The organism is Vibrio sp. RW, assembly GCF_027587105.1.
GTDB classification, from domain to species: Bacteria; Pseudomonadota; Gammaproteobacteria; order Enterobacterales; family Vibrionaceae; genus Vibrio; species Vibrio toranzoniae.
Window position 1 is genome coordinate 58,121 of the sequence record NZ_JAPPTM010000018.1, and the last position, 19,651, is coordinate 77,771.

A 19,651-nucleotide genomic window follows, 5' to 3' on the forward strand; every position below is an offset into this window, starting at 1 on the left:
GATTGTCGCTGAGTCTTGCCTATTATTCCAATTCATAAAGATCGCAATTTATAACTGTAGGGTGATTTAAAATGCCAGTATTTATAATTTATTGAATTTAATTAACTTTTGTGTTTTTTGAGGTTTGGGGGGATGACTTGGAGTTTGATTTTTATTGCACAATTTGATGTTCTTGGCGAGAGGGTGACTCCGGTTTTCAGTCGCCGGAGGACAACAAACTTACGCGGTATTAGCTTGTCTTAGAGTCTTAATGTCTTTTGACGGCGGCGCGCCAAACAGGCGGCTGTATTCACGGCTGAACTGAGAAGGGCTTTCATAACCCACTTTAAATGTTGTCGCCATCGCATCTAAGTTCTCTGTCAACATCAAGCGGCGTGCTTCACTTAATCGCAACTTCTTCTGAAACTGGAGCGGCGTCATTGAAGTCATTGAGCGAAAATGGGTGTAGAACGCAGACTTACTCATGCCACTATACGCTGCGAGGTCTCCAACGCTTAACGGCTTTACAAAGTTGTTCTTTAGCCAATCAATCGCTTTGGCAATTTGGTGGCTGTGACTGCCCGTTGTCACGATTTGGTTTAACCTTGCACCTTGCTCTGTCATCAGTAGTCGATAGAAAATTTCTCGCTTAATCACCGGAGCGAGGATTTTAATGTTTTCTGGTTCATCGAGTAGAGCCATCAGACGGATAAATGCATCCTGTAGATAGGCAGAAAGCTCACCGACGGCAATACCTTTTTGCGCTTCTTTGCTGGAATTAAAAGAAAGCTCGCTATCGACAATAAGCTGAGAAATCTCTTGTAAATCCAGTTCCATGATCAGCCCAAGATAGGGTGCTTCTTCAGTGGCTTCTACAATGTTGGCAGTGATCGGTAAGTTGACCGATGAGATCAGGAAATGGTTCGTGTCATAGGTGAAGCTATCTCCGCCGAGCAATACGCGTTTCTTACCTTGCGCAATAAGACAGATACTCGGTTTATGGCTGTAACTAGTCGGTTGTGTAGGCGTTGTCCAACGGCTCAATTTAAGCCCGGGGATCTCGGTATCAAATTGAGTGGCATCTCCCGTCCACTTTTGGATTTTTTCAGCAAGGACTGCTGCTGCCGTATTCATGTCGTGCAAATCGTTCATTGTTACTCCACTGGCAACTAAAGGGTTGGGCTAGTTCAGTTATAACAGCTAATTCTTTTTTATGAAGATTATTAGGCAATTTATTCATGATGAGTATGTCTGGCTTTTGCTCAGTAAATTCAATACTAGTAATGAGTGAAAGCACATCTCAATGAAAAGTAACTCATTGCATAACGAATAATTGTTGGTTTGCAGGGTATACCTTAGCTTCTTGTGACCTACATATTGTAGTTTGGAATATTAGGCAAGCATTAGCAAGCATTAGGCTAACGGTTTCTATCATTTGGGCGCAAGTTTAATGCGTGGTCACTGCAACTATGGTTTATCGGCTTCGGGTTGTTATTGGCTTACTAGAGCTTGCTTAGATTTAGACAGAGTTAAGGATAGTGACATATATGCAATTGGAATACTGGCGTAATACCGTTTTATCCACACTTTTAGTCTTACCCTTGTTATTTATCAGTCAACACTGCACCGCTTCTAACAACGTGACCGAGAGTGACTCTATTTACGGGGAAAGAACCATGCAAATTCGTTTTGTATTTGATGATCGGACTGTCACTGCAACGTTAAATGACAGCCCAAGCACACAGGATTTTATCGCACAATTGCCACTAACGTTAGAACTGGAAGATTACGCAAATACCGAAAAAATAGCGTACTTACCTTCAAAATTAACTAAGGAAGGCGCGCCAGCGGGCGTGAGTTCGAAAGTAGGAGATATTTCTTACTATGCACCTTGGGGTAATTTGGTTGTTTTTTACAAAAATTTTGGCTACGCATCTGGTCTGATAAATCTTGGCAAGATAGACGGAGACGTATCTCGCTTAATATCGGGCGACTCAATGAAGGTAACCATTGAGGTTTTCGAGTAATAGTCTGTACAAAGCAATTATTTATGGATATCGAAAGGAAACAAAGGAGAGTGAAATGTTTAATATAGAAAAATATACCAATAAATTTCTTATTTTTCTGGCAAATTTATTAGGAGTGTTTTTTATGAATACAGCAATAGCTTCAGAAGGTTTCGATAGCAAAGATAAAGCGATTATTCCTATTGCTGCATTTGCGGCAAGTGGGGAAATAGATAAGTTAAAGGTGAGTTTAAACGACGGATTAGAAGCTGGTCTCACCATCAATGAAACCAAAGAAGTGCTTGGACAACTGTATGCTTATGCAGGCTTTCCGCGCAGTTTAAATGCGCTTGCAGCATTTATGCAGGTTCTCGAAGAGAGAGAGTAAAGGTATTGAAGATGTGGATGGACCGGAATCGTCACAATTACCCACAGATAAAACTAGCTTAGAGTTTGGTGCAGAAAACCAAACTAAGCTCATCGGCGTTGAAGTGAAAGGAGCGCTATTTGATTTCGCGCCACAAATAGATGAATACCTGAAATCACATTTATTCGGTGACATTTTTGCCCGTGATGTGTTGACTTGGAAACAACGCGAAATCGCAACAATTGCTACCTTAGCAAATATACCAGGAGTGAACAGTCAATTAGCCGCTCATTACAACATCAGCATGAATAATAATGTGACAGTTGATGAGCTAAATGAATTCATAATGGTCATTAAAAAATATTGTGGTGAAGGTGTTGCTAATAATGCAAAAACTGTTTTGGATTCAGTCCTAGATAAAAACTAATTAGAAAGTAGGAATATAGTGGAATGAAAAGGAAGGTAGCAAATAATCTGATGTGGTTTTTGGCGGCTTGCCAGATCTTATGGCTAGCATGTATCAGTGCTGTATATGCAGATGAACCAATGCATGAAACCGATGTAAAAACGTTGGTCATTGTTTCGCACCCTTACCCAGAACGATCTGTTATGACAAGGGGCATGCAACAAGCAGCCGAAAGTGTTGAAGGGGTAACGGTCAGAAATTTAGAGTCCATTTACGGTTTTGATACCCGCGCTATCGATGCACAAAAAGAGCGTGAGTTAACCAGGCAGCATGATCGCATCGTGTTTATGTTTCCTACTCATTGGTTCAACATTACACCAATGATGAAAGCTTACATGAACGATGTTTGGGGTAGCGTAGGACCGGGCTCGTGGCAAGGTAAAGAAATGCTATTGGTTACAACCGCCGCTGGAGGGGCAAGTACCTACGGTGAATCAGGCAGGATAGGCGTTAAATTAGAAGATGTTTTTTTGTCAATGAAAGCGAGTGCGTTGCATGCAGGAATGACCTATTTAACACCATTGGCATTTCAATCGGTTTCTAGTTCAAAATTGCCTGAGTATCAGCAGGTACTGATTGAAAGGCTAAAGCATTAAGTCTGTTATGTTCGTGGATTTGTACAAATAAGTATGGAGATTGAGTTATATTGTTTTCCATACTTGAGGTTATTTGTGTTTAGCCAATTTAAGCAAAAACTCAAACTCACTTCTGTCCAAAACCTTGCTAGCGCTGTTACCGTTTAGATAAAGGATTAAGCACCTCGAATGCGGATTGATGAGGTGTTTGCACCAGAATGCTGAAAGTAATTTTCTTACTACAGTATTTTTTCTGAAATACTCGATTCACAAAAATATCAACTTATGGTTGTTTTGTGTGATATCAAGATATGGTTGTTTTTCGATTAAGTCTATGATTTTAATTGATTCGTTATTATCACTTTATGGTTGTTTCTACAATAGTTTGAAAATCAAGAGCCGCTTTTGCGGCTCTTTTTTGTTTGGGACTTGCAAACACATTATTGACCCAAAACGATTTGAGGCATAGTTATAGATGGTTGGCGTGTGTCCAAATTGAATTATTATTTCTTATGAATTGCTACATTAGTTTTGACCGAAAGTTTCACGGTCAACCATCACATCGTTGGCAGCTTCTCGTCTTCTCTCAGCGTGAGAACCTCATAACCTGTACGAGTGACCAATACGGTATGTTCCGATTGTGCAGAGAGTTTTTTATCTCTAGTAACGACCGTCCAACCATCTTTTTTGGTTTTTATCTTCGCGGTACCCTGATTCACCATTGGTTCAATAGTGAATATCATTCCCTCTTTTAATGTGAGTCCACTATTTGGATGACCGTAATGAAGCACCTGTGGTTCTTCATGCATTTCACGACCTATTCCATGTCCACAATACTCTCTTACAATACTGTATCCATGGGATTCTGCATGTCTTTGTATTGCATGACCAATGTCACCAAGTTTTGCTCCAGGTTTTACGTTCTTAATGCCTTCCCACATAGCGTTATAAGTTGTTTTTACCAATTGAATAGCAAGCGGTGAGGCTGAAGGCATGACATACATTTTGCTTGAATCTGCAATGAATCCGTTCTTTTCTAGAGTAATATCTAGGTTGATAATGTCAGCATTTTTTAAAATCTCAGTCTGTTTAGGTACTCCGTGGCACACTACTTCATTTATCGATGAATTTAATACATATTGATAATCATACTGTCCTTTGCTTGCAGGGCGAGCGTTGAGTTCATTAACAATATACTGTTCAACTTTATTGTTAATATCCATCGTAGAGATGCCAGGTTGGACGTATTCGTCAAGCATCTTAAAAGCCTGCGCAAGTAACTTACCTGATTCTCGCATCAAAGAGATATCTTCTTCGGATTTAATCATTACTTGACTATGCATCATAATGCTCTTCAGGTGTTGAAATGTTTGTAGCCGAAACATTCGCAGATTGCATTAGATTAGTCATGATTTGATTAAATGAAAGCTGAGGATGTAGCTCGGCTAACATACCCATTTTGATCCAAAACTCTGCTTGCGAATTGATTGAACGTGACATGACCGAACTTGCTTTACGAAGTTCTTCATGCAGTTCTTCTGAAATTTTAACAATACCCATTGATATACACTTAATATACAAAACGTATATGTATTGTATTTTTAAGGCGCTGTCGTGTCAAATCGGCTAGAAGCCATTGGATTAGTCTGTACCAATAATACTGGACATTTCATTAAGAAGGTTTCTATACCTTTAGTTATTCATAAATTGTTAATTTGCAATGTCGCTAGCAAACTTTTATCCAGAAATGTGTTTGAGAGAAGTGGATAATTACGAATATCGAAACTGCGTATCAATCCTCAAAAATATCAAGTCGTGACTTTTCAATATGATTTGAATAGAAAGAGCCGCTTTTTAGCGGCTCTTTATGTTTGGGGTTTTAACCATCATTTCGGAAAGTGTTAACTCTCAGCTCTCTTCTACTTCGCATAATTCGAAGGAAACAGTGCTCGTTTCGCTTCTTCATCACGTTCGGTTTTAAATTCAACGTCTTTGCCGGTTTCACGCGCACGCAGTGCAGCTGGGCGAGTGTTGATTGCGTTAAACCAGCGCTTCAAGTTCGGGTAAGGATCTAGGCCTTCTTCACCAAGCACGAACGGTGCTTTATCAATCCAACCCCATGCCGCGACATCGACAATGGTGTACTCATTTCCGACGATAAATTCACGACCTTCCATATGCTTTTCTAACACTTCGTAGTGACGTTGTGCTTCACGTAGGTAACGGTTCACAGCGTAATCTAAGCCTGCTGGGGCTGCATGACGGAAGTGTACCGATTGGCCAGAGTATGGACCAAGGCCGCTCGCGATGAACATCATCCAAGATAGAAGTTCTGCTCTGTCTTCTGGTTGTCCCGCTAGCTTGCCAGTTTTCTCTGATAGGTAAAGAAGGATAGCGTTAGAGTCGAATACACGTTGTCCATCATCTTCAATCGCAGGTGTTTTGCCGTTCGGGTTAATCAAACGATATTCCGGCGTGTGTTGCTCGCCTTTTAAGGTATCGACAGGAACCAGTTCAAAATCTAGGCCTGTCTCTTCTAGAAACAGAGCGATCTTCATTGGGTTGGGTGTTTGGTGAAAATAGAACTTAAGCATGGGATAACTCCTTGTATTGGTCATTCATTAAAACACCGCTTGAACGATCGTTCAACAATTGATTTTGAGTGACTTCAAAATACGCCGATTCGCATTCAGCCTCTATGTCGCAATAACTTCGTTATCTAAACGTGAATCAGCATAGAATTATCTAGTGTGTTGGTTGTTAACTTGTTGAAAAAATGACCTTAAAGCTGCTTCTTCGATTCGTTGTTTTATGCGGAGTTTGGGTTTTTGATTGGTGCTTCACGGTTTTTTAATACTAGGGGCTTACATTGGGGAGCAAATCTGATGTGAACACTTAAAACGACACAGGATCTTTCCATGAAAAAGAACATTATCGCCCTCGCTCTTGGTGGCATGCTAGCCTTTGGCGCAACACCTTATTCTTTTGCTGCTAACGATGGCGCAGTACAGGCTTCTGCCGATTACGCGCAGTTGGTGACTAAGCGACAAGTTGTCGACCAATTGCTTCTTGATGCGTTGCAGGCGTTTAAGTCTCCGGCAAGAATTTCTCACGCGGGCTTCACGGCTAAAATGCCAAGCAACATGGAAATTGTGACCAACCGATTGTTAGAAGCCTACAAACTTGAGCCTTACCGTACTGACTTGCTGATCTCGGCAGCGAACGCTCAGATCTACAATAAGAATGCAGAGCGAGCCATTGAGCTATTTGAGCAAGCACTGACAGTTGCGCCAGACGATGTTGACTTGCATGCGTACCTTGCGGTTTGGCAAAGATTTGATGGCAATGACAGTGAATCTAATAAGCATATGCAGAAGCTTGAGAGCCTGAACAAAGGCAAAGCCGAAGACATCAAACGTATCTTTGCTACGATCGATCGCGTACTAGAAACACCGTTGAAAAAATCGGCGGCTAAAGGCCTATTGAGCGATCACGGTGCGATTGTTACTTTGGGTTACGCGCTGAACCCAGATGGCTCTATGCATGAGATCTTGATTGAGCGTCTTGAAACGACACTGGCAATGTCTAAAGCCAACCCAGACGCGATGATCGTGTTAACGGGTGGCGTGCCTAAGAACCATAAGACAGAAGGCAAGTTGATGGCGAATTGGCTTATCTCGAAAGGGGTGAATAAAGACCGTATCATTGAAGAGAACTATGCGACTAGCACGGTAGGTAATGCCTTGTTCAGTAGCTATGCGCTTGCTCGCCATAATATTAAACATGCGACCATTATTAGCTCGGCGAGCCATGTTCGTCGTGGTCAAACCTTGTTTGAAATTGCGAGCTGGCAAACTGGCCCTCAAGGAATCACCTTTGATACGGTTGCTTACCCAGACAAGCCGTTAGAAAGCCTTAAGAAAGCAAGCAGTGGTGAACTGTTAGGTATTTATCGTGACGCTCTAAGAACCTACGGGATGTGGAGTTACCGTTCTTACCCATTAGAATCTCGATAGGCTTAGCGTTACTTCACAGTAGGCAAAGCATAAGTTGCTAGTACAATCGAGCACAGCTAGATGGTATGCTGTGCTTCTACTTAATTTAGTGTTTCAAAGGCAAAAAAATGAACCCGATTTTAGCAATGTTGAAAGAGAATAATATTAGCGACGAGCAGATCAGCGAGTTATTCAAAACGTTGACCGAGAACCCTCTTGCAGCAATGGCGACAATCAGCCAACTTGGTTTACCACAAGATAAGCTTCAAATGCTGATGGGTCAGGTAATGCAAAACCCTGCGCTAATCAAAGAAGCCGTTGAAGAGCTTGGCCTAGACTTTTCTAAGGTTGAAGCCGCTAAAGAGCAACTTCAAAAATAATCGAGTGTGAATGAGTTCTTTAGTTAATGAGCGTTAGTTGATTCGGTTAACTGTTCTTGGCAACGCTAATTAGACTTGTGTAAAAAGCCGTTTGAGTATCAGTACTTAGACGGCTTTTTTGATCCAAACAGCAGGCTAGAGCTGGGGATAGGACAAACTAATTCCAGCTCGATGTGACTCCCTCTCTTAAATCATGTAGTTTTTCATTAACACTCTTGCTCTCAAAAACTGAATTCCGGCGTTGCTCATGAAATCTAGCTTAAGCATTCGATCTTACACCAAGCAATTCAATACTCATGCTCATGATGGCTACCATCAGTTGGTGCTGCCTATTCAGGGGAGTATTAGCATTGAAATGGTTGGTTATGTCGGTAAAGTGGCGGTCGGCGAGTGCGTGGTAATTCCGGTAACCACAGCTCACGCGTTTAAAGCGAATGAAGCAGCGCGGTTTATTGTTGCTGATATGACCGTGTTGCCTCAGCACTTGTTAGATCAAGAACTCTCTGTATTTGCGATTACACCGCCTTTGATGAGCTTCTTACTGTTTGTTGAGAAGCAGTTGGAGCATCAAGTAGACAGTGGTATTGAATCATCAATTTTGGATGTATTTTCATTGCTGTTAGAGCAACAACAAGTGAGCAAGAGCATTGACCCAAGAATCCGTGCGGTGCAAAGGCTCATTGCGGATAATTACGCTCAACAACTATCTATTTCACAGCTGGCAGAAACGGCGTGCTTGAGCCCCACTCAGTTTAAGAAACGCTTCAAAGAGTGCCTTGGTATCAGCGCGCTTAAATACATCACTCGATATCGTATGGAGAAAGCGCAAGCCTTGTTAAGCCATACCGATTTACCGGTTCAATTGGTTGCAGAAAACGTCGGATATAGTGACATTTCTGCGTTCAGTCGCCGCTTCTCTCAGCACTTTGGAATGTCTCCAAGAGCGTTTTTAGGTTCGATGAAAGAGAGTCTTTCGAAACAACAATAGCGTCCTTTTAGCAAACTAATTACTTAGCTTATTCACTATTATCTATTTCCGAAATGAAAATAAACTGGGTAATAGCAATGAATCTCGCCATCAATCGCGTTAACGAATTCCAAATGGGCACTTTAGCCATCTTGTTTGCTTCTGTCTTGTGGGGGACAACAGGCACTGCCGCAAGCTTTGCGCCTGATCTCAGTCCATTAGCGATTGGTGCTTTCTCTATGGGCGTCGGTGGCCTAATGCAAGCGGGCTTGGCGTATCGAAAAATCCTATTCGCTTTCGACAAACTTTTGCAGAACAAGAAGCTGTTGGCAGTGAGCGCTTTGGCTTTGGCGGTTTATCCTTTAGCTTTCTATTCTTCAATGAAATTATCAGGCGTAGCGATTGGTACCGTCGTTTCGATTGCTACTGCGCCGTTCTTTTCTGCTCTCTTAGAGTGTCTTATCAGCAAAAATAATAACATCACCAAACGTTGGCTTACTAGCTTTGCTATAGGTGTGATTGGGATCGGGTTGCTGGTGTTTTCAGAGTCGGCATCGGTGAGCAAGTCCGGTGATGATTTGAAGTTATTAGGCATAGCTTTAGGCTTGGTTGCAGGTTTGTGTTACGCCATTTATTCGTGGGCGACAAAAGCTCTGATAGACAAGGATATTGAGTCTCAAGCAGCAATGGGCAGCATTTTTGGCTTAGGTGCAATGTTGCTGCTACCAACACTCTGGTTTACTGGAGATAACTTATTCGCATCAAACATCAATAGCTTGGTCATGGGTTACTTGACGTTAATTCCTCAGTGCTTGGGTTACATCGCTTTTGCCTATGGCTTACGACATGTGACTGCGAGTAGTGCCAATTTGATTACCTTGCTTGAACCCGTTGTTGCCGCAGTACTCGCCGTGTGTATTGTGGGTGAACTTATTCCATTTACGGGATGGTTAGGTATGGTTTTGATCGTGCTGTGCTTATTTCTTCAGTCACAACGACGCCAAAGCGAATCTAACGCATTGTTAAATATGACTTAGTTGAATTTTATTCATGCGTGATTCTTATAATTGAATAAAAGGAGTATCTCAGTTGCAAGAGTGCTGTTACTATCGCTATTAATAGTCGGGGGGCATATACCTTAATTGGTGTTTGCTGAGATCGTTATTCGAGACCCGTTGAACCTGATTCAGTTAACACTGGCGTAGGGAACTATAAGCACTCGATCTACGTCTGCATCCATGAAAGCTTTCATGAGTTTAATGCGGCATTTCCTCCGGTCAGTGTTGGTTCTCCTACGTCTTGCAAGATAGTAGGAGCGACAATGACACACAGTTCTATTCCACCAGTTTTAACTCCAAGAGCCTCAACTTGTCAGATCCCTATTGACAGTTCGATTCGATCAAACACTCCAATTGTTTTAACCATCGCGGGCTCTGACAGCGGCGGCGGCGCAGGTATTCAGGCAGACATCAAAGCCATGTCTGCAACCGGTAGTTTTGCTTGTTCTGTGATTACCGCTATCACTTCTCAGAACACCCAAGGCGTATCTGCCATTTTTCCTATCCCGCTCGACCACGTAACAAGTCAATTAGATGCTGTCTTTACTGATCTTAATATAGTGGCGGTAAAAGTCGGCATGTTGGCTGATTCGCAAATCATCAAAGTTGTCGCGGACAAAATCAAACAGTACCAACCCAAGTACCTCGTCATTGACCCTGTAATGGTGGCAACCAGCGGTGACTTGCTGCTAGCAACCTCTGCCATTAGTACATTAAAGCAAGAGCTGATTCCGCTGGCTGACATCATTACGCCTAACTTGCCAGAAGGCGCGGCCCTGACAGGGAAAGCCGTGCCTAAAAGCGAAGCTGAAATGCAGGGCATGATTGAAGACCTACGCGCACTGGGTGCCAAAGCCGTTCTTCTCAAAGGCGGCCACTTAGAGAAGGATGAGAACAGTAACGATCTATTGATTTTGCCAACCACATCGGCCCTGATTAGTGCGAAGCGTTTTCCTACCCAGAACACTCATGGCACGGGGTGCACGCTCTCCTCTGCGATTGCTTCTTTCTTGGCTCAAGACAACACGCTTGAGAAAGCTGTCGAACTAGGAAAACAATATATTTCTCACGCTATTGCTCATGCTGATGAACTTCAAGTCGGTGAAGGCCACGGCCCTGTACATCACTTTTTCGTTGGGCACGGTAATGTCCGCTAATAGGATTGGTGTTCAACTCAGCAACGCGACCTTGCGCTACCGCGATAGTGAGCACGCCACCTTGTCGGGGCTGTCACTTAGTTTAAACGCGGGTAAGTGGACGGTGTTGCTTGGGCGAAGTGGCTGCGGGAAAACTACCGTGTTGCGTTATCTCGCAGGTTTACTAGACGACAAGGTAGATTGGCACGGCACATTGGAAACGTCCGATGACCTGCCTTTAACGGATCGCATTGCTTACATGGCGCAGCAAGATTTGTTACTGCCATGGTTGTCGGTTATCGACAATGTGTGCCTGAGTCATCGTTTTCAAAATCCCGCAGCCAAGCATCAAAGCCAAGCATCCAATAAACAATCTCAAACCAACCAAGCACTGGAGTTGCTGGCTTCGGTTGGTTTGGCTGATTACGCGAATGCCATGCCGGATCAATTGTCTGGTGGTATGCGTCAACGTGTTGCTTTGGCTCGAACTTTAATGCAAGACAAGCCCGTCGTGCTGATGGATGAACCTTTCTCTGCGCTGGATGCGGTAACAAGGCATAAGCTACAAAGCTTAGCGTGTGAGCTGTTAAGAGATAAAACCGTTGTGTTGATAACGCATGATCCACAAGAAGCGGTGCGTTTGGCGGATAACTTGTATGTGCTGCAAGGTACACCTGCGAGTGCCCAGTCATTATCTGTGCCTAATACAGCGACACCAAGAATGTTAGACGGTAAATGTGCTGAGTTACAACAAGCGATTTTAGAGCAGTTGGAGCGTGACTATGAATGATCTAACGCAAAGTGAAGCTGTGGCTAGCTCAAAGATAGAAAACGTAGCAGTGCAAAGCTCAGGGGTAGAAAGTTCAACCGAGACACAAACCAAACTTGCTCACCCTCGGCAGATGAGTCCCGTTATGCGGTTGCTTATCAGCAGTGCTGTGATTCTTGGTTTATGGCAGATGGTGGTGGTTATCTTCGAGATGCCGAGCTTCATTCTGCCAGCGCCTGCAGAAGTCTTTATTAAACTAATCGAACGCTATGATGTGTTACTCAAGCACACTTGGGTGACTGCGCAGGAGATCTTACTTGGTCTATTGCTCGGTTTATCCATGGGGCTGTTTTTCGCTCTGCAGATGTTGATGTTCGAACCGCTAAAACGTTGGCTGTTGCCTATCTTAATCGCTAGCCAAGCGATCCCCGTGTTTGCGATCGCGCCAGTGTTGATGCTGTGGCTGGGCTATGGCATCGCCTCAAAAGTCGTGATGGCGGCGATCATTATCTTCTTCCCCGTGACGACCTGTTGCTATGACGGCCTGCGTAATACACCGACAGGTTATCTTGATCTCGCCAAGACGATGGGCGCATCGAAATGGCAACTGCTTCGTCACATCCAACTGCCTGCTGCGCTGCCAACATTAGCATCTGGTATTCGTGTGGCTGTGGTTATTGCCCCAATTGGCGCCGTTGTCGGTGAGTGGGTGGGTTCGAGTGAAGGGCTTGGTTACTTAATGTTGCAAGCCAATGCGCGCATGATCATTGATGAGATGTTTGCGGCCTTGTTTATCTTGGCGGTGCTGTCTATCTCGCTCTACTTCATCACAGACAAATTACTTAAAAAAGCTATACCTTGGGAGAACCAGTGATGGTTCGCTCAATAACTCTTTGTTTAATAAAGCTTCGCTCAAGGCGATTTATCTAAATAACACCTCGTTAAGAATTAGATCGACAAACACAATAATAATATTCAAAAGGAAAGGTTAACTATGAAAAATACCAAATTGGTAGGTGCAGTGGCACTGCTTGCTTCGCTAGTTTCAGGTCATGCATTGGCAGATTCTGAACAGAAGAAGCTGACACTGATGTTGGATTGGTTTGTGAACCCGAACCACGGCCCAATTGTGATTGCTCAAGAGCGTGGCTACTTTGCTGACCAAGGTTTAGAGGTTGAAATCCAAGAGCCGGCTGACCCTAGCACACCAGCAAAGCTCGTTGCGGCAGGTAAGGTCGACTTGGCCGTAACTTACCAACCAAGTTTAACCATGGATGTGGCAGCGGGCCTTCCTCTAGTTCGTGCATCAACCCTTATCGCGACGCCACTAAACACACTAATGGTGCTGGATAACGGCAAGAACGATTCATTAGCGGATCTGAAAGGCAAAAAGATCGGTATCTCGATTGCGGGTAACGAAGAAGCGACGATCGGCACCATGCTAGCGCAAGAAAATATTGCGTTTACCGATGTGCAAACCATCAATGTCGGTTGGGCACTGTCGTCTTCACTGGCATCGGGGAAGGTAGACGCAATCTGGGGTGGCTTACGTAACTTCGAAACCAACCAACTAGCCCTTGAAGGCTTTAAAGCGAAAGCATTCTTCCCAGAAGAGCACGGTGTGCCCGCTTACGATGAGCTGATCTTTGTGGCTAACGCAAAGCAGCGCGATGATGAAGCGATCAAAGCGTTCAACAAAGCACTTGAGCAAGCAACCACTTATATTGTGAACCACCCACAAGAGTCATGGAGAGAGTTTGTGGCGTATTCACCAGATACGTTGAACAACGAACTTAACCAACGTGCATGGAACGATACGCTGACTCGCTTTGCACTTCGCCCTTCAGCCGTGGACATGAAGCGCTACGATGACTATGCGCAGTTCATGTTCGACAAAGGCATTATTAAATCACTACCAAAAACCGCTGATTACGTACCGACTTTTGACTAAGGAATCTCATGAAATATCAAGACTTAATCCAAGCCTGCCAGCAAGATTGGCAAGACTACACTGAGCATGATTTTGTGAAAACGCTGGCAAACGGCACTCTCGCTCAGCCATGTTTTCTGCATTACTTGAAGCAAGATTTTCTGTTTTTGAAACAGTATGCTCGCGCTTATGCATTGGCCATTTACAAAGCTAAAACTTTGGCTGATATGCGCCGTGCGCTGCCAAGTGTTCATGCTTTGCTCGATTCTGAAATCTCTCACCATGTGACGTACTGTGATCAGTGGGGCTTAACGGAATCTGATTTGGAAAACGAGCCTGAAGATTTCGGCACAGTCGCTTACACGCGTTACGTTCTAGACGCAGGTATGACGGGTGATCTTGTCGATCTTTATGCGGCACTGGCTCCGTGTTCAATTGGCTATGCCGTGATTGGTAAAGCGCTATTGGAAAGCAGCGATACCGTATTAGAAGGCAACCCATACGCGAGCTGGCTACAGCTATATGGTGGAGAAGAGTTCCAGTCTGGCGTTGAAACGGGCGCGGAATATTTCAATCAGCTGCTTGCTGAAATTGATATCAACAGCGAGCGTGGTCAGAACATCGTTCATATCTTTAAAACGGCAACGCGTATGGAGGTGGCTTTTTGGCAACAAGGGCTGAATGCTCTTGATAGCTCACCAGCCGTTTAAAGCGCTTTTAACGAATAAGGATTTCCCATGCTAACTGAACAAATCATTCAATCGCTTCGCGCAGTACGAGAGCAAAAGCCACTGGTGGTGAACATCACCAACTACGTCGTGATGAACAATACGGCGAATGCTTTGTTGGCGATTGGTGCTTCTCCTATCATGGCGCACTCGCAACAAGAACTGGCTGAGATGATGTCATTCTCTGGCGCTTTGGTGATTAACATTGGCACGCTAGACAGTGTTTGGACGCCGCGAATGTGTTTCGCGGTTGAGCAAGCGAATGCCAACAACAAGGTGGTGGTTCTTGATCCTGTGGGTTGTGGTGCAAGTACGCTGCGTACCGAGACTTCGCGTGAAATAGCACGCTTAGCTGACAAGTTGATCATTCGTGGTAACGCGTCTGAGATTATCGCATTAGCGGGCGAGCAAGCGCAGAGCAAAGGTGTGGATGCGCTTGATAGCAGTGATGCCGCATTAGACGCCGCAAAATGCTTAGCAGCTGAATACGGTGCGAATGTGGTGATTTCCGGTGAGACAGATTACGTTGTCACTAAAGATAGCGTTGTGACGTTAAACAATGGACACCCAATGATGCCGTATGTGACTGGCATGGGTTGTACCTTAACGGCATTGACGGGCGCATTTGCTGCTGTTGGAGATGAAAGTGGTTTGGCGGCAGCGGCGGTATTAGGCGTGGTTGGTGAAATCGCTGCTGAAAACTCACGCGGTCCGGGTAGTTTACAAATGAACGTGCTCGATGAGTTGTATCAATTAGACGAAGAGACTCTGATTCAACGCTTGAAGATTCAGTAGGCTCAATCTAGTTCTAAACTGATAGCTCTTAACTTCTAGCTTCTAACTAATAGCTATTAACTGAAAGAAAAGCCCCGACACTTATGTGCTAGGGGCTTTTAATTATTGGTTCAGAACTAGGTCTGCTGTGTTAAAGCTAGTTTTGCTAGGTTCTAAATCGATTCACTTGGCTTTCTAAGTGGTGAGCAACGTCGGTTAAGTCGCTTGCTGCGCCAGAAATACTGCTGACTGACTCTTGGTTACTTTGCGCAATGGTATTCGCACCTTGCGCGTTTTCACCGAGTGACTTAGTCAGACAATCTTGTTCATCAACGGAGACTGCAATTTGGCTGTTGGCCTGATTCAAATCTTGGATGTGTTGGTTAATCACATGCAAGTTTTGAGAAGCTTGCTGCGCTTGAGTTGAGGCATCTGAAACCGTGCTGTGGCTAACCTTAATGGATTCTAAGGCATCTTTAGCGCCACGTTGTAGTGAGGTGATGAGTTCATCAATCTGGCTTGCTGAATCTTGGGTACGCTTAGCTAAGGTTCTTACTTCATCTGCTACTACTGCGAACCCGCGACCTTGCTCACCCGCACGCGCGGCTTCAATGGCTGCGTTCAATGCCAATAGGTTGGTTTGTTCAGATACACCTTTAATCACTTCAAGAATGGCGCCAATGTTCATCGACTCTTTGTGTAGGTCGGTCACTTTCTGGCTGCTGACCTGCATGCTCTTATCGGCACTGCCAATTTCGTGCAGCGTTTTGTCTACTTCTTTTAGACCCATCGCGACATTCTCGGTCGCTTGGTTTGCAACTTGAGACGCGTGGTTAGCGCTTGCTGCAATTTCTGATGTACTGGAAGCCAATTGATCAACGGCTGATGAGATATTGATCATTTCACTATTCAACTGTGTCGCGTTGGTCGAGCTGTTATTGGTCACTTGATTGAGTGATTCGGACATCTCGCCAATACGTACACTAGAGCGGTTCACTTGGCCGACAATATCGCGCAGAGATTCAATGGTGATCTCCATATTGGTCAGCAGTTCTCCAATCTCGTCTTTGCTCTCTATGTTTACTTCAACATTCAGGTTACCTTGAGAAAGCTCGTTGGTGATCTGTTTAACCTGCGCGATGCCTTTGGTAATAGAGCGAGTCACCAACACAGCGCTTGTCATGCCAATGACCAGAGCAACCCCCGTAAGCAAGATGATGATTTGAATCGAGCGTTTTTCACTGGCTTGCAATACAGGCGTGAGCGCTTGTTTCTGCTGTTCTAGAATACTTTGAGCATCGGCCACTGCGATAGCCAGGCTGTCGCCAATTGAGGAGAGGGTAGCGGTTCTTTGGGTGTTCTCAATCATCTGTTGATGAACCTGTTCAAAGCCTTTTGCATATGCTTCGCGCTGGTTAGAGAAGTCTTCAATTAGCTCACTTTGATACGGCGATGATTTAAGAGATTCAATATCACCTTCGATTCCTGGAAGTGAGTATTCAAAGATATCTTTACCGGCTTCATAGGCTTTAAGGTCATTGTTGTTTGAGTAACTGAGCACAGTGATCTTCGCTGCGAGGAAGTTCTCCATCAACATACCCGCGTACAAGCTCGCGTTTGGATCGTTGTTGTTGTATGACTCATACAACAAGCTCTGAGCGGCTTTTAGTGCGTTGGTTTCTCTTTTGACCATCTCTACATTTACCAATTGGTCAATGAGGTGCTGACTCTGTTTCATTGAGCCATAAGCCGAATTAAATGCCGCAACGTTGTCCTGTACTAATTGCAAGCTCGATAAGCTATCGGTGTTGGTGGTCGTTTGGATTAAGTTGTTCAGCAGCTCATCAATCGCGAGTTTGCTTGATTGATAATTCGCCTCATATTGCTCATCCAATGATTCTAAGTAGCGTTCAGAGGCCAAACGCATCTCAAGAAAGTCTACTTGAATGTTGCCTGACAATGTCGCCTTGTGGCTAAGGTCACTGTATTGGCTAAAGCCATTCGACAAGGTTTGAATACCTTTGTAACTCACAAAGCCTGAAATGACGAAAAAGAGCAAGCAAATGGCATAACCCAGCTTGATCTTGAGCGCTATAGAAAGGTGGCGCATAACTATCCCTATATTTACCTGATTCCTTCATCGCTGAGTATTCCATAAAACAGCATTCTGGGCATGCTTGAAGTGAATATTTTGTGTAATAAGTAATGCTTTAGTTAAAAAGTTTAGGTTTTTCGGCATGCTCTCAACGAGTTGCGTATTTGATGGCGCATGTGTAATTGAGTTTATTAAGTATCAACTAGCATGCACATTATGCGATTTGTCGGTAAAATAGTAGAAAATCAATTTTAGAAATCAACGCCAAAGGCACGCTATGAATCCTTATAAACTCTACTTGGTAACAGACGACCAACAAGATTTAGCAACACTTAAGTTTGTGGTTGAACGAGCGGTCTCAGGTGGCGTCACTATGGTTCAAGTAAGAGAAAAGCATGGAGATGTAAGAGCTTTCATTGAGCGTGCAAAAGCCGTTAAGTCGGTTTTAGCCGGAACGGGTGTACCGCTGATTATTAATGACAGGGTGGACGTTGCATTGGCTGTGGATGCTGATGGTTTACATTTAGGGCAATCAGATATGCCTGCAGTGTTAGCACGTCAGTTGATTGGTCCGGATAAGATTCTTGGGTTATCGATTGAAACTAAACAACAGTTACAAGAAGCCGATAGCTTGCCGATTGATTACATTGGCCTCAGCGCGCTGTTTGCTACACCGACTAAGACAAACCTAAAGAAACACTGGGGTTACGAAGGCATTCAAATGGCGTTGGATAGCACTAAGTTACCAATCGTCGGCATTGGCGGAATCAACGAATCGAACATCCCTCAGCTTACTGAAACGGGCATTCATGGGCTAGCATTAGTATCAGCGATATGTCACGCCGAAGACCCGAAAGCCGCGACAGAGTATCTGTTGTCTCTTATGGAGTGATGTAGTGAAACTAACGACAATATTAACGCGTCGAACAATCAAGGTTTTAGCTTGCTTGCCACTGGTTGTACTGCAGTGAATAGCCCCCGAGTTTTTCAATTAAGCTAGTGAGCACGGGTCCATTGATGTGACTTCGTGAAACTAAACAACCCACTGGCGTGAGCCAGCCACCATGTTCATGCGCCACAGGCAGAGCCACTAGTTTTCCTTTCTTAATTCCTTCCATCACTATCATTTCAGGTACATTTGCCCAGCCAACATCCTGTTCAACGAGATCAATGATGGTTCTGTGGTTGTTGGCATACCAAAGCATCGAGCTAATGCCGTAGGTGAACCACAGCTCCCGTTGTTTCGAACTGCGATGCACGCACTGGCGGTAACGTTTTAAGTCGGAATCTTGCACTACGGGCATTTGGCTGAGTTCGTGCGTGGCGGAGCTGACAGTCAAAAATCGTGCTTGGCCAAGTAAGAAGAAGTCCATATCCACCTTAAGTTCACCATCCGCATAGATGATGCCTATTTGCGCTTTTCCGCGTCTCACTAGATCTTCTACATCGAAGGTTGAGGTCGTAATAATATCGAAGTGTGTAATTGGGAACTGATCGGCTAGTGAGCTAATTATCTTGATGAAGTTTTTATCAATGATGCTCTCATCAACAGCAATGATCAGTTCGTGCTCGTCTTCCTGTGTCAGCGATTCTACTTTTTGATCGAAGTACTTTTGTTGGTCGAGAATAGACTTAGCGACAGGCAATAGCGCTTTACCTGTGTTGGTCAAAACAGGGATGTTTTTCTCTCGGTTAAACAGCTCTTGGTCGATAGCGATTTCTAGGTTAGCGATTGATTGGCTAACGCCGGACTGAGCGCGTTTCAGTTTGCGTGCGGCCGCTGAAAAAGACCCACTTTCACACACAGTGACGAAGACTTTTAGTTGCTCAAAACTGTACATGGTGTCTCTCTCAATTCTAAATAGGGGGATAATATTCAGGCTATCACTATTCGTGATGGTTGTTAACTTTCTATTATTATTTACGATGACATAATCCTAGCCAATCCAACACCTAGTAGATTATTTAGAGGAATGTATGAGTACGTTAGAAAGAGTGTTTCACTCAGTATCATTTGAAGTTTTGGCTGTAACGCTTTCAATTATAGGCTTAGCGATATTTACCGATCATGATGTGAATGCCTTATCAGGAACCATGATAGTTGTTGCCACCATCGCGATGATTTGGAACTACTGTTTTAACCGCATTTTTGATCGCTACTTTACGGGTGAAAAATCCAAGCGTTCGCTTAAATTACGTGTTTTTCATGTCATGTTGTTCGAAGCAGGTCTGCTGGTCGCGACTATTCCAGTGATGGCTTACTTGCTTAACGTGGGGATATGGCAGGCATTTTTGATGGACATCGGCGTTACTGTCTTTATTACCATTTATGCGTTTGTATTTAACCTGACTTATGACCATGTTCGAGAATTTTGGGTGCAACGAGCTGAATTGGCCCTTCGGTGAAATCTAGGTGTGACGCCTAA

General features: G+C 44.1%; 19 protein-coding genes, 2 pseudogenes and 1 riboswitch. Of the genes and pseudogenes, 15 read left to right on the forward strand and 6 right to left on the reverse strand.

Features of this window, described 5'->3' with window-relative positions; genetic code table 11:
• Positions 1 to 219: 219 nt before the first annotated feature.
• Entirely contained in the window at positions 220 to 1,131 is a 912-nt protein-coding gene (locus OCT63_RS15395) for an AraC family transcriptional regulator (protein ID WP_161679528.1), read from the reverse strand.
• Positions 1,132 to 1,655: 524 nt separating this feature from the next.
• Here OCT63_RS15395 and OCT63_RS15400 point away from each other — a divergent pair.
• The 3 genes and pseudogenes from OCT63_RS15400 to OCT63_RS15410 all read left to right on the forward strand — a co-directional run bounded on the left by OCT63_RS15400 (position 1,656) and on the right by OCT63_RS15410 (position 3,414).
• A complete protein-coding gene (locus OCT63_RS15400) occupies positions 1,656 to 2,006 on the forward strand; it encodes a cyclophilin-like fold protein (protein WP_161679539.1) in 351 nt (116 codons plus the stop codon).
• Between the two features lie 124 nt (positions 2,007 to 2,130).
• Positions 2,131 to 2,779 (forward strand): annotated as a pseudogene (locus OCT63_RS15405) (carboxymuconolactone decarboxylase family protein).
• Between the two features lie 23 nt (positions 2,780 to 2,802).
• Complete coding sequence (locus OCT63_RS15410; protein ID WP_161679527.1) at positions 2,803 to 3,414, forward strand: NAD(P)H-dependent oxidoreductase; 612 nt, start codon at positions 2,803 to 2,805, stop codon at positions 3,412 to 3,414.
• Positions 3,415 to 3,950: 536 nt separating this feature from the next.
• Here OCT63_RS15410 and map read toward each other — a convergent pair.
• From map to OCT63_RS15425, 3 genes are all read right to left on the reverse strand, one after another.
• Complete coding sequence (gene map / locus OCT63_RS15415) at positions 3,951 to 4,736, reverse strand: type I methionyl aminopeptidase (RefSeq protein WP_269984030.1); 786 nt, start codon at positions 4,734 to 4,736, stop codon at positions 3,951 to 3,953.
• The gene (locus OCT63_RS15420; protein WP_102507429.1) at positions 4,729 to 4,953 is read right to left on the reverse strand and encodes a ParD-like family protein; all 225 of its coding nucleotides are present in this window, start codon (positions 4,951 to 4,953) and stop codon (positions 4,729 to 4,731) included. The genes map and OCT63_RS15420 overlap by 8 nt, the downstream gene beginning before the upstream one ends.
• A gap of 359 nt (positions 4,954 to 5,312) precedes the next feature.
• On the reverse strand, positions 5,313 to 5,987 hold the full coding sequence (locus OCT63_RS15425) for a glutathione S-transferase family protein (RefSeq protein ID WP_269984017.1): 675 nt from the start codon (positions 5,985 to 5,987) through the stop codon (positions 5,313 to 5,315).
• 324 nt (positions 5,988 to 6,311) lie between these two features.
• Here OCT63_RS15425 and OCT63_RS15430 point away from each other — a divergent pair, with 324 nt between their 5' ends.
• The 10 genes and pseudogenes from OCT63_RS15430 to thiM all read left to right on the forward strand — a co-directional run bounded on the left by OCT63_RS15430 (position 6,312) and on the right by thiM (position 15,151).
• Positions 6,312 to 7,409: a YdcF family protein gene (locus tag OCT63_RS15430; RefSeq protein ID WP_161675187.1), complete on the forward strand. Its 1,098-nt coding sequence runs from the start codon at positions 6,312 to 6,314 to the stop codon at positions 7,407 to 7,409.
• A gap of 107 nt (positions 7,410 to 7,516) precedes the next feature.
• Complete coding sequence (locus tag OCT63_RS15435; protein WP_004731647.1) at positions 7,517 to 7,768, forward strand: DUF2999 family protein; 252 nt, start codon at positions 7,517 to 7,519, stop codon at positions 7,766 to 7,768.
• Between the two features lie 247 nt (positions 7,769 to 8,015).
• Complete coding sequence (locus OCT63_RS15440) at positions 8,016 to 8,756, forward strand: helix-turn-helix domain-containing protein (RefSeq protein WP_060469730.1); 741 nt, start codon at positions 8,016 to 8,018, stop codon at positions 8,754 to 8,756.
• Between the two features lie 77 nt (positions 8,757 to 8,833).
• On the forward strand, positions 8,834 to 9,772 hold the full coding sequence (locus tag OCT63_RS15445) for a DMT family transporter (RefSeq protein WP_161684597.1): 939 nt from the start codon (positions 8,834 to 8,836) through the stop codon (positions 9,770 to 9,772).
• Positions 9,773 to 9,848: 76 nt separating this feature from the next.
• Positions 9,849 to 9,960: riboswitch (TPP riboswitch) on the forward strand.
• A gap of 96 nt (positions 9,961 to 10,056) precedes the next feature.
• Positions 10,057 to 10,950 carry a bifunctional hydroxymethylpyrimidine kinase/phosphomethylpyrimidine kinase gene (gene thiD, locus OCT63_RS15450; RefSeq protein ID WP_161755490.1) on the forward strand — a complete coding sequence of 298 codons (894 nt, stop codon included), beginning with the start codon at positions 10,057 to 10,059 and terminating at the stop codon, positions 10,948 to 10,950.
• Positions 10,940 to 11,719 (forward strand): ABC transporter ATP-binding protein, encoded by a 780-nt coding sequence (locus tag OCT63_RS15455; protein ID WP_269984018.1) that lies wholly within the window; start codon positions 10,940 to 10,942, stop codon positions 11,717 to 11,719. Before thiD ends, OCT63_RS15455 begins: the two co-directional genes overlap by 11 nt.
• A 118-nt stretch (positions 11,720 to 11,837) precedes the next feature.
• A pseudogene (locus OCT63_RS15460) lies at positions 11,838 to 12,572 on the forward strand (ABC transporter permease); the annotation flags it as partial.
• A 120-nt stretch (positions 12,573 to 12,692) separates the two neighbouring features.
• Positions 12,693 to 13,649: an ABC transporter substrate-binding protein gene (locus OCT63_RS15465; protein ID WP_161755494.1), complete on the forward strand. Its 957-nt coding sequence runs from the start codon at positions 12,693 to 12,695 to the stop codon at positions 13,647 to 13,649.
• Between the two features lie 8 nt (positions 13,650 to 13,657).
• Positions 13,658 to 14,338 (forward strand): thiaminase II, encoded by a 681-nt coding sequence (gene tenA, locus OCT63_RS15470; RefSeq protein WP_161684589.1) that lies wholly within the window; start codon positions 13,658 to 13,660, stop codon positions 14,336 to 14,338.
• A 27-nt stretch (positions 14,339 to 14,365) separates the two neighbouring features.
• Positions 14,366 to 15,151: a hydroxyethylthiazole kinase gene (thiM, locus tag OCT63_RS15475; protein ID WP_269984020.1), complete on the forward strand. Its 786-nt coding sequence runs from the start codon at positions 14,366 to 14,368 to the stop codon at positions 15,149 to 15,151.
• 145 nt (positions 15,152 to 15,296) lie between these two features.
• On the opposite strand, the gene OCT63_RS15480 is transcribed toward thiM, so the two are convergent.
• On the reverse strand, positions 15,297 to 17,240 hold the full coding sequence (locus OCT63_RS15480; RefSeq protein ID WP_269984021.1) for a methyl-accepting chemotaxis protein: 1,944 nt from the start codon (positions 17,238 to 17,240) through the stop codon (positions 15,297 to 15,299).
• Between the two features lie 262 nt (positions 17,241 to 17,502).
• Here OCT63_RS15480 and thiE point away from each other — a divergent pair, with 262 nt between their 5' ends.
• Complete coding sequence (gene thiE, locus OCT63_RS15485) at positions 17,503 to 18,117, forward strand: thiamine phosphate synthase (RefSeq protein ID WP_269984022.1); 615 nt, start codon at positions 17,503 to 17,505, stop codon at positions 18,115 to 18,117.
• 46 nt (positions 18,118 to 18,163) lie between these two features.
• Here the strand turns inward: thiE and OCT63_RS15490 are convergent, their stop codons facing one another.
• Positions 18,164 to 19,066 carry a LysR family transcriptional regulator gene (locus OCT63_RS15490; RefSeq protein ID WP_269984023.1) on the reverse strand — a complete coding sequence of 301 codons (903 nt, stop codon included), beginning with the start codon at positions 19,064 to 19,066 and terminating at the stop codon, positions 18,164 to 18,166.
• A 136-nt stretch (positions 19,067 to 19,202) separates the two neighbouring features.
• Here OCT63_RS15490 and OCT63_RS15495 point away from each other — a divergent pair, with 136 nt between their 5' ends.
• Positions 19,203 to 19,631, forward strand: coding sequence for a PACE efflux transporter (locus OCT63_RS15495; RefSeq protein WP_269984024.1), 429 nt, complete (start codon positions 19,203 to 19,205; stop codon positions 19,629 to 19,631).
• Positions 19,632 to 19,651 lie beyond the last annotated feature (20 nt).

Coding starts and splice junctions, on each gene's coding strand:
- OCT63_RS15395 (WP_161679528.1), bottom strand. CDS start 1,131: ATGAACGATTTGCACGACATGAATACGGCAGCAGCAGTCCTTGCTGAA.
- OCT63_RS15400 (WP_161679539.1), top strand. CDS start 1,656: ATGCAAATTCGTTTTGTATTTGATGATCGGACTGTCACTGCAACGTTA.
- OCT63_RS15410 (WP_161679527.1), top strand. CDS start 2,803: ATGAAAAGGAAGGTAGCAAATAATCTGATGTGGTTTTTGGCGGCTTGC.
- map (WP_269984030.1), bottom strand. CDS start 4,736: ATGCATAGTCAAGTAATGATTAAATCCGAAGAAGATATCTCTTTGATG.
- OCT63_RS15420 (WP_102507429.1), bottom strand. CDS start 4,953: ATGGGTATTGTTAAAATTTCAGAAGAACTGCATGAAGAACTTCGTAAA.
- OCT63_RS15425 (WP_269984017.1), bottom strand. CDS start 5,987: ATGCTTAAGTTCTATTTTCACCAAACACCCAACCCAATGAAGATCGCT.
- OCT63_RS15430 (WP_161675187.1), top strand. CDS start 6,312: ATGAAAAAGAACATTATCGCCCTCGCTCTTGGTGGCATGCTAGCCTTT.
- OCT63_RS15435 (WP_004731647.1), top strand. CDS start 7,517: ATGAACCCGATTTTAGCAATGTTGAAAGAGAATAATATTAGCGACGAG.
- OCT63_RS15440 (WP_060469730.1), top strand. CDS start 8,016: ATGAAATCTAGCTTAAGCATTCGATCTTACACCAAGCAATTCAATACT.
- OCT63_RS15445 (WP_161684597.1), top strand. CDS start 8,834: ATGAATCTCGCCATCAATCGCGTTAACGAATTCCAAATGGGCACTTTA.
- thiD (WP_161755490.1), top strand. CDS start 10,057: ATGACACACAGTTCTATTCCACCAGTTTTAACTCCAAGAGCCTCAACT.
- OCT63_RS15455 (WP_269984018.1), top strand. CDS start 10,940: ATGTCCGCTAATAGGATTGGTGTTCAACTCAGCAACGCGACCTTGCGC.
- OCT63_RS15465 (WP_161755494.1), top strand. CDS start 12,693: ATGAAAAATACCAAATTGGTAGGTGCAGTGGCACTGCTTGCTTCGCTA.
- tenA (WP_161684589.1), top strand. CDS start 13,658: ATGAAATATCAAGACTTAATCCAAGCCTGCCAGCAAGATTGGCAAGAC.
- thiM (WP_269984020.1), top strand. CDS start 14,366: ATGCTAACTGAACAAATCATTCAATCGCTTCGCGCAGTACGAGAGCAA.
- OCT63_RS15480 (WP_269984021.1), bottom strand. CDS start 17,240: ATGCGCCACCTTTCTATAGCGCTCAAGATCAAGCTGGGTTATGCCATT.
- thiE (WP_269984022.1), top strand. CDS start 17,503: ATGAATCCTTATAAACTCTACTTGGTAACAGACGACCAACAAGATTTA.
- OCT63_RS15490 (WP_269984023.1), bottom strand. CDS start 19,066: ATGTACAGTTTTGAGCAACTAAAAGTCTTCGTCACTGTGTGTGAAAGT.
- OCT63_RS15495 (WP_269984024.1), top strand. CDS start 19,203: ATGAGTACGTTAGAAAGAGTGTTTCACTCAGTATCATTTGAAGTTTTG.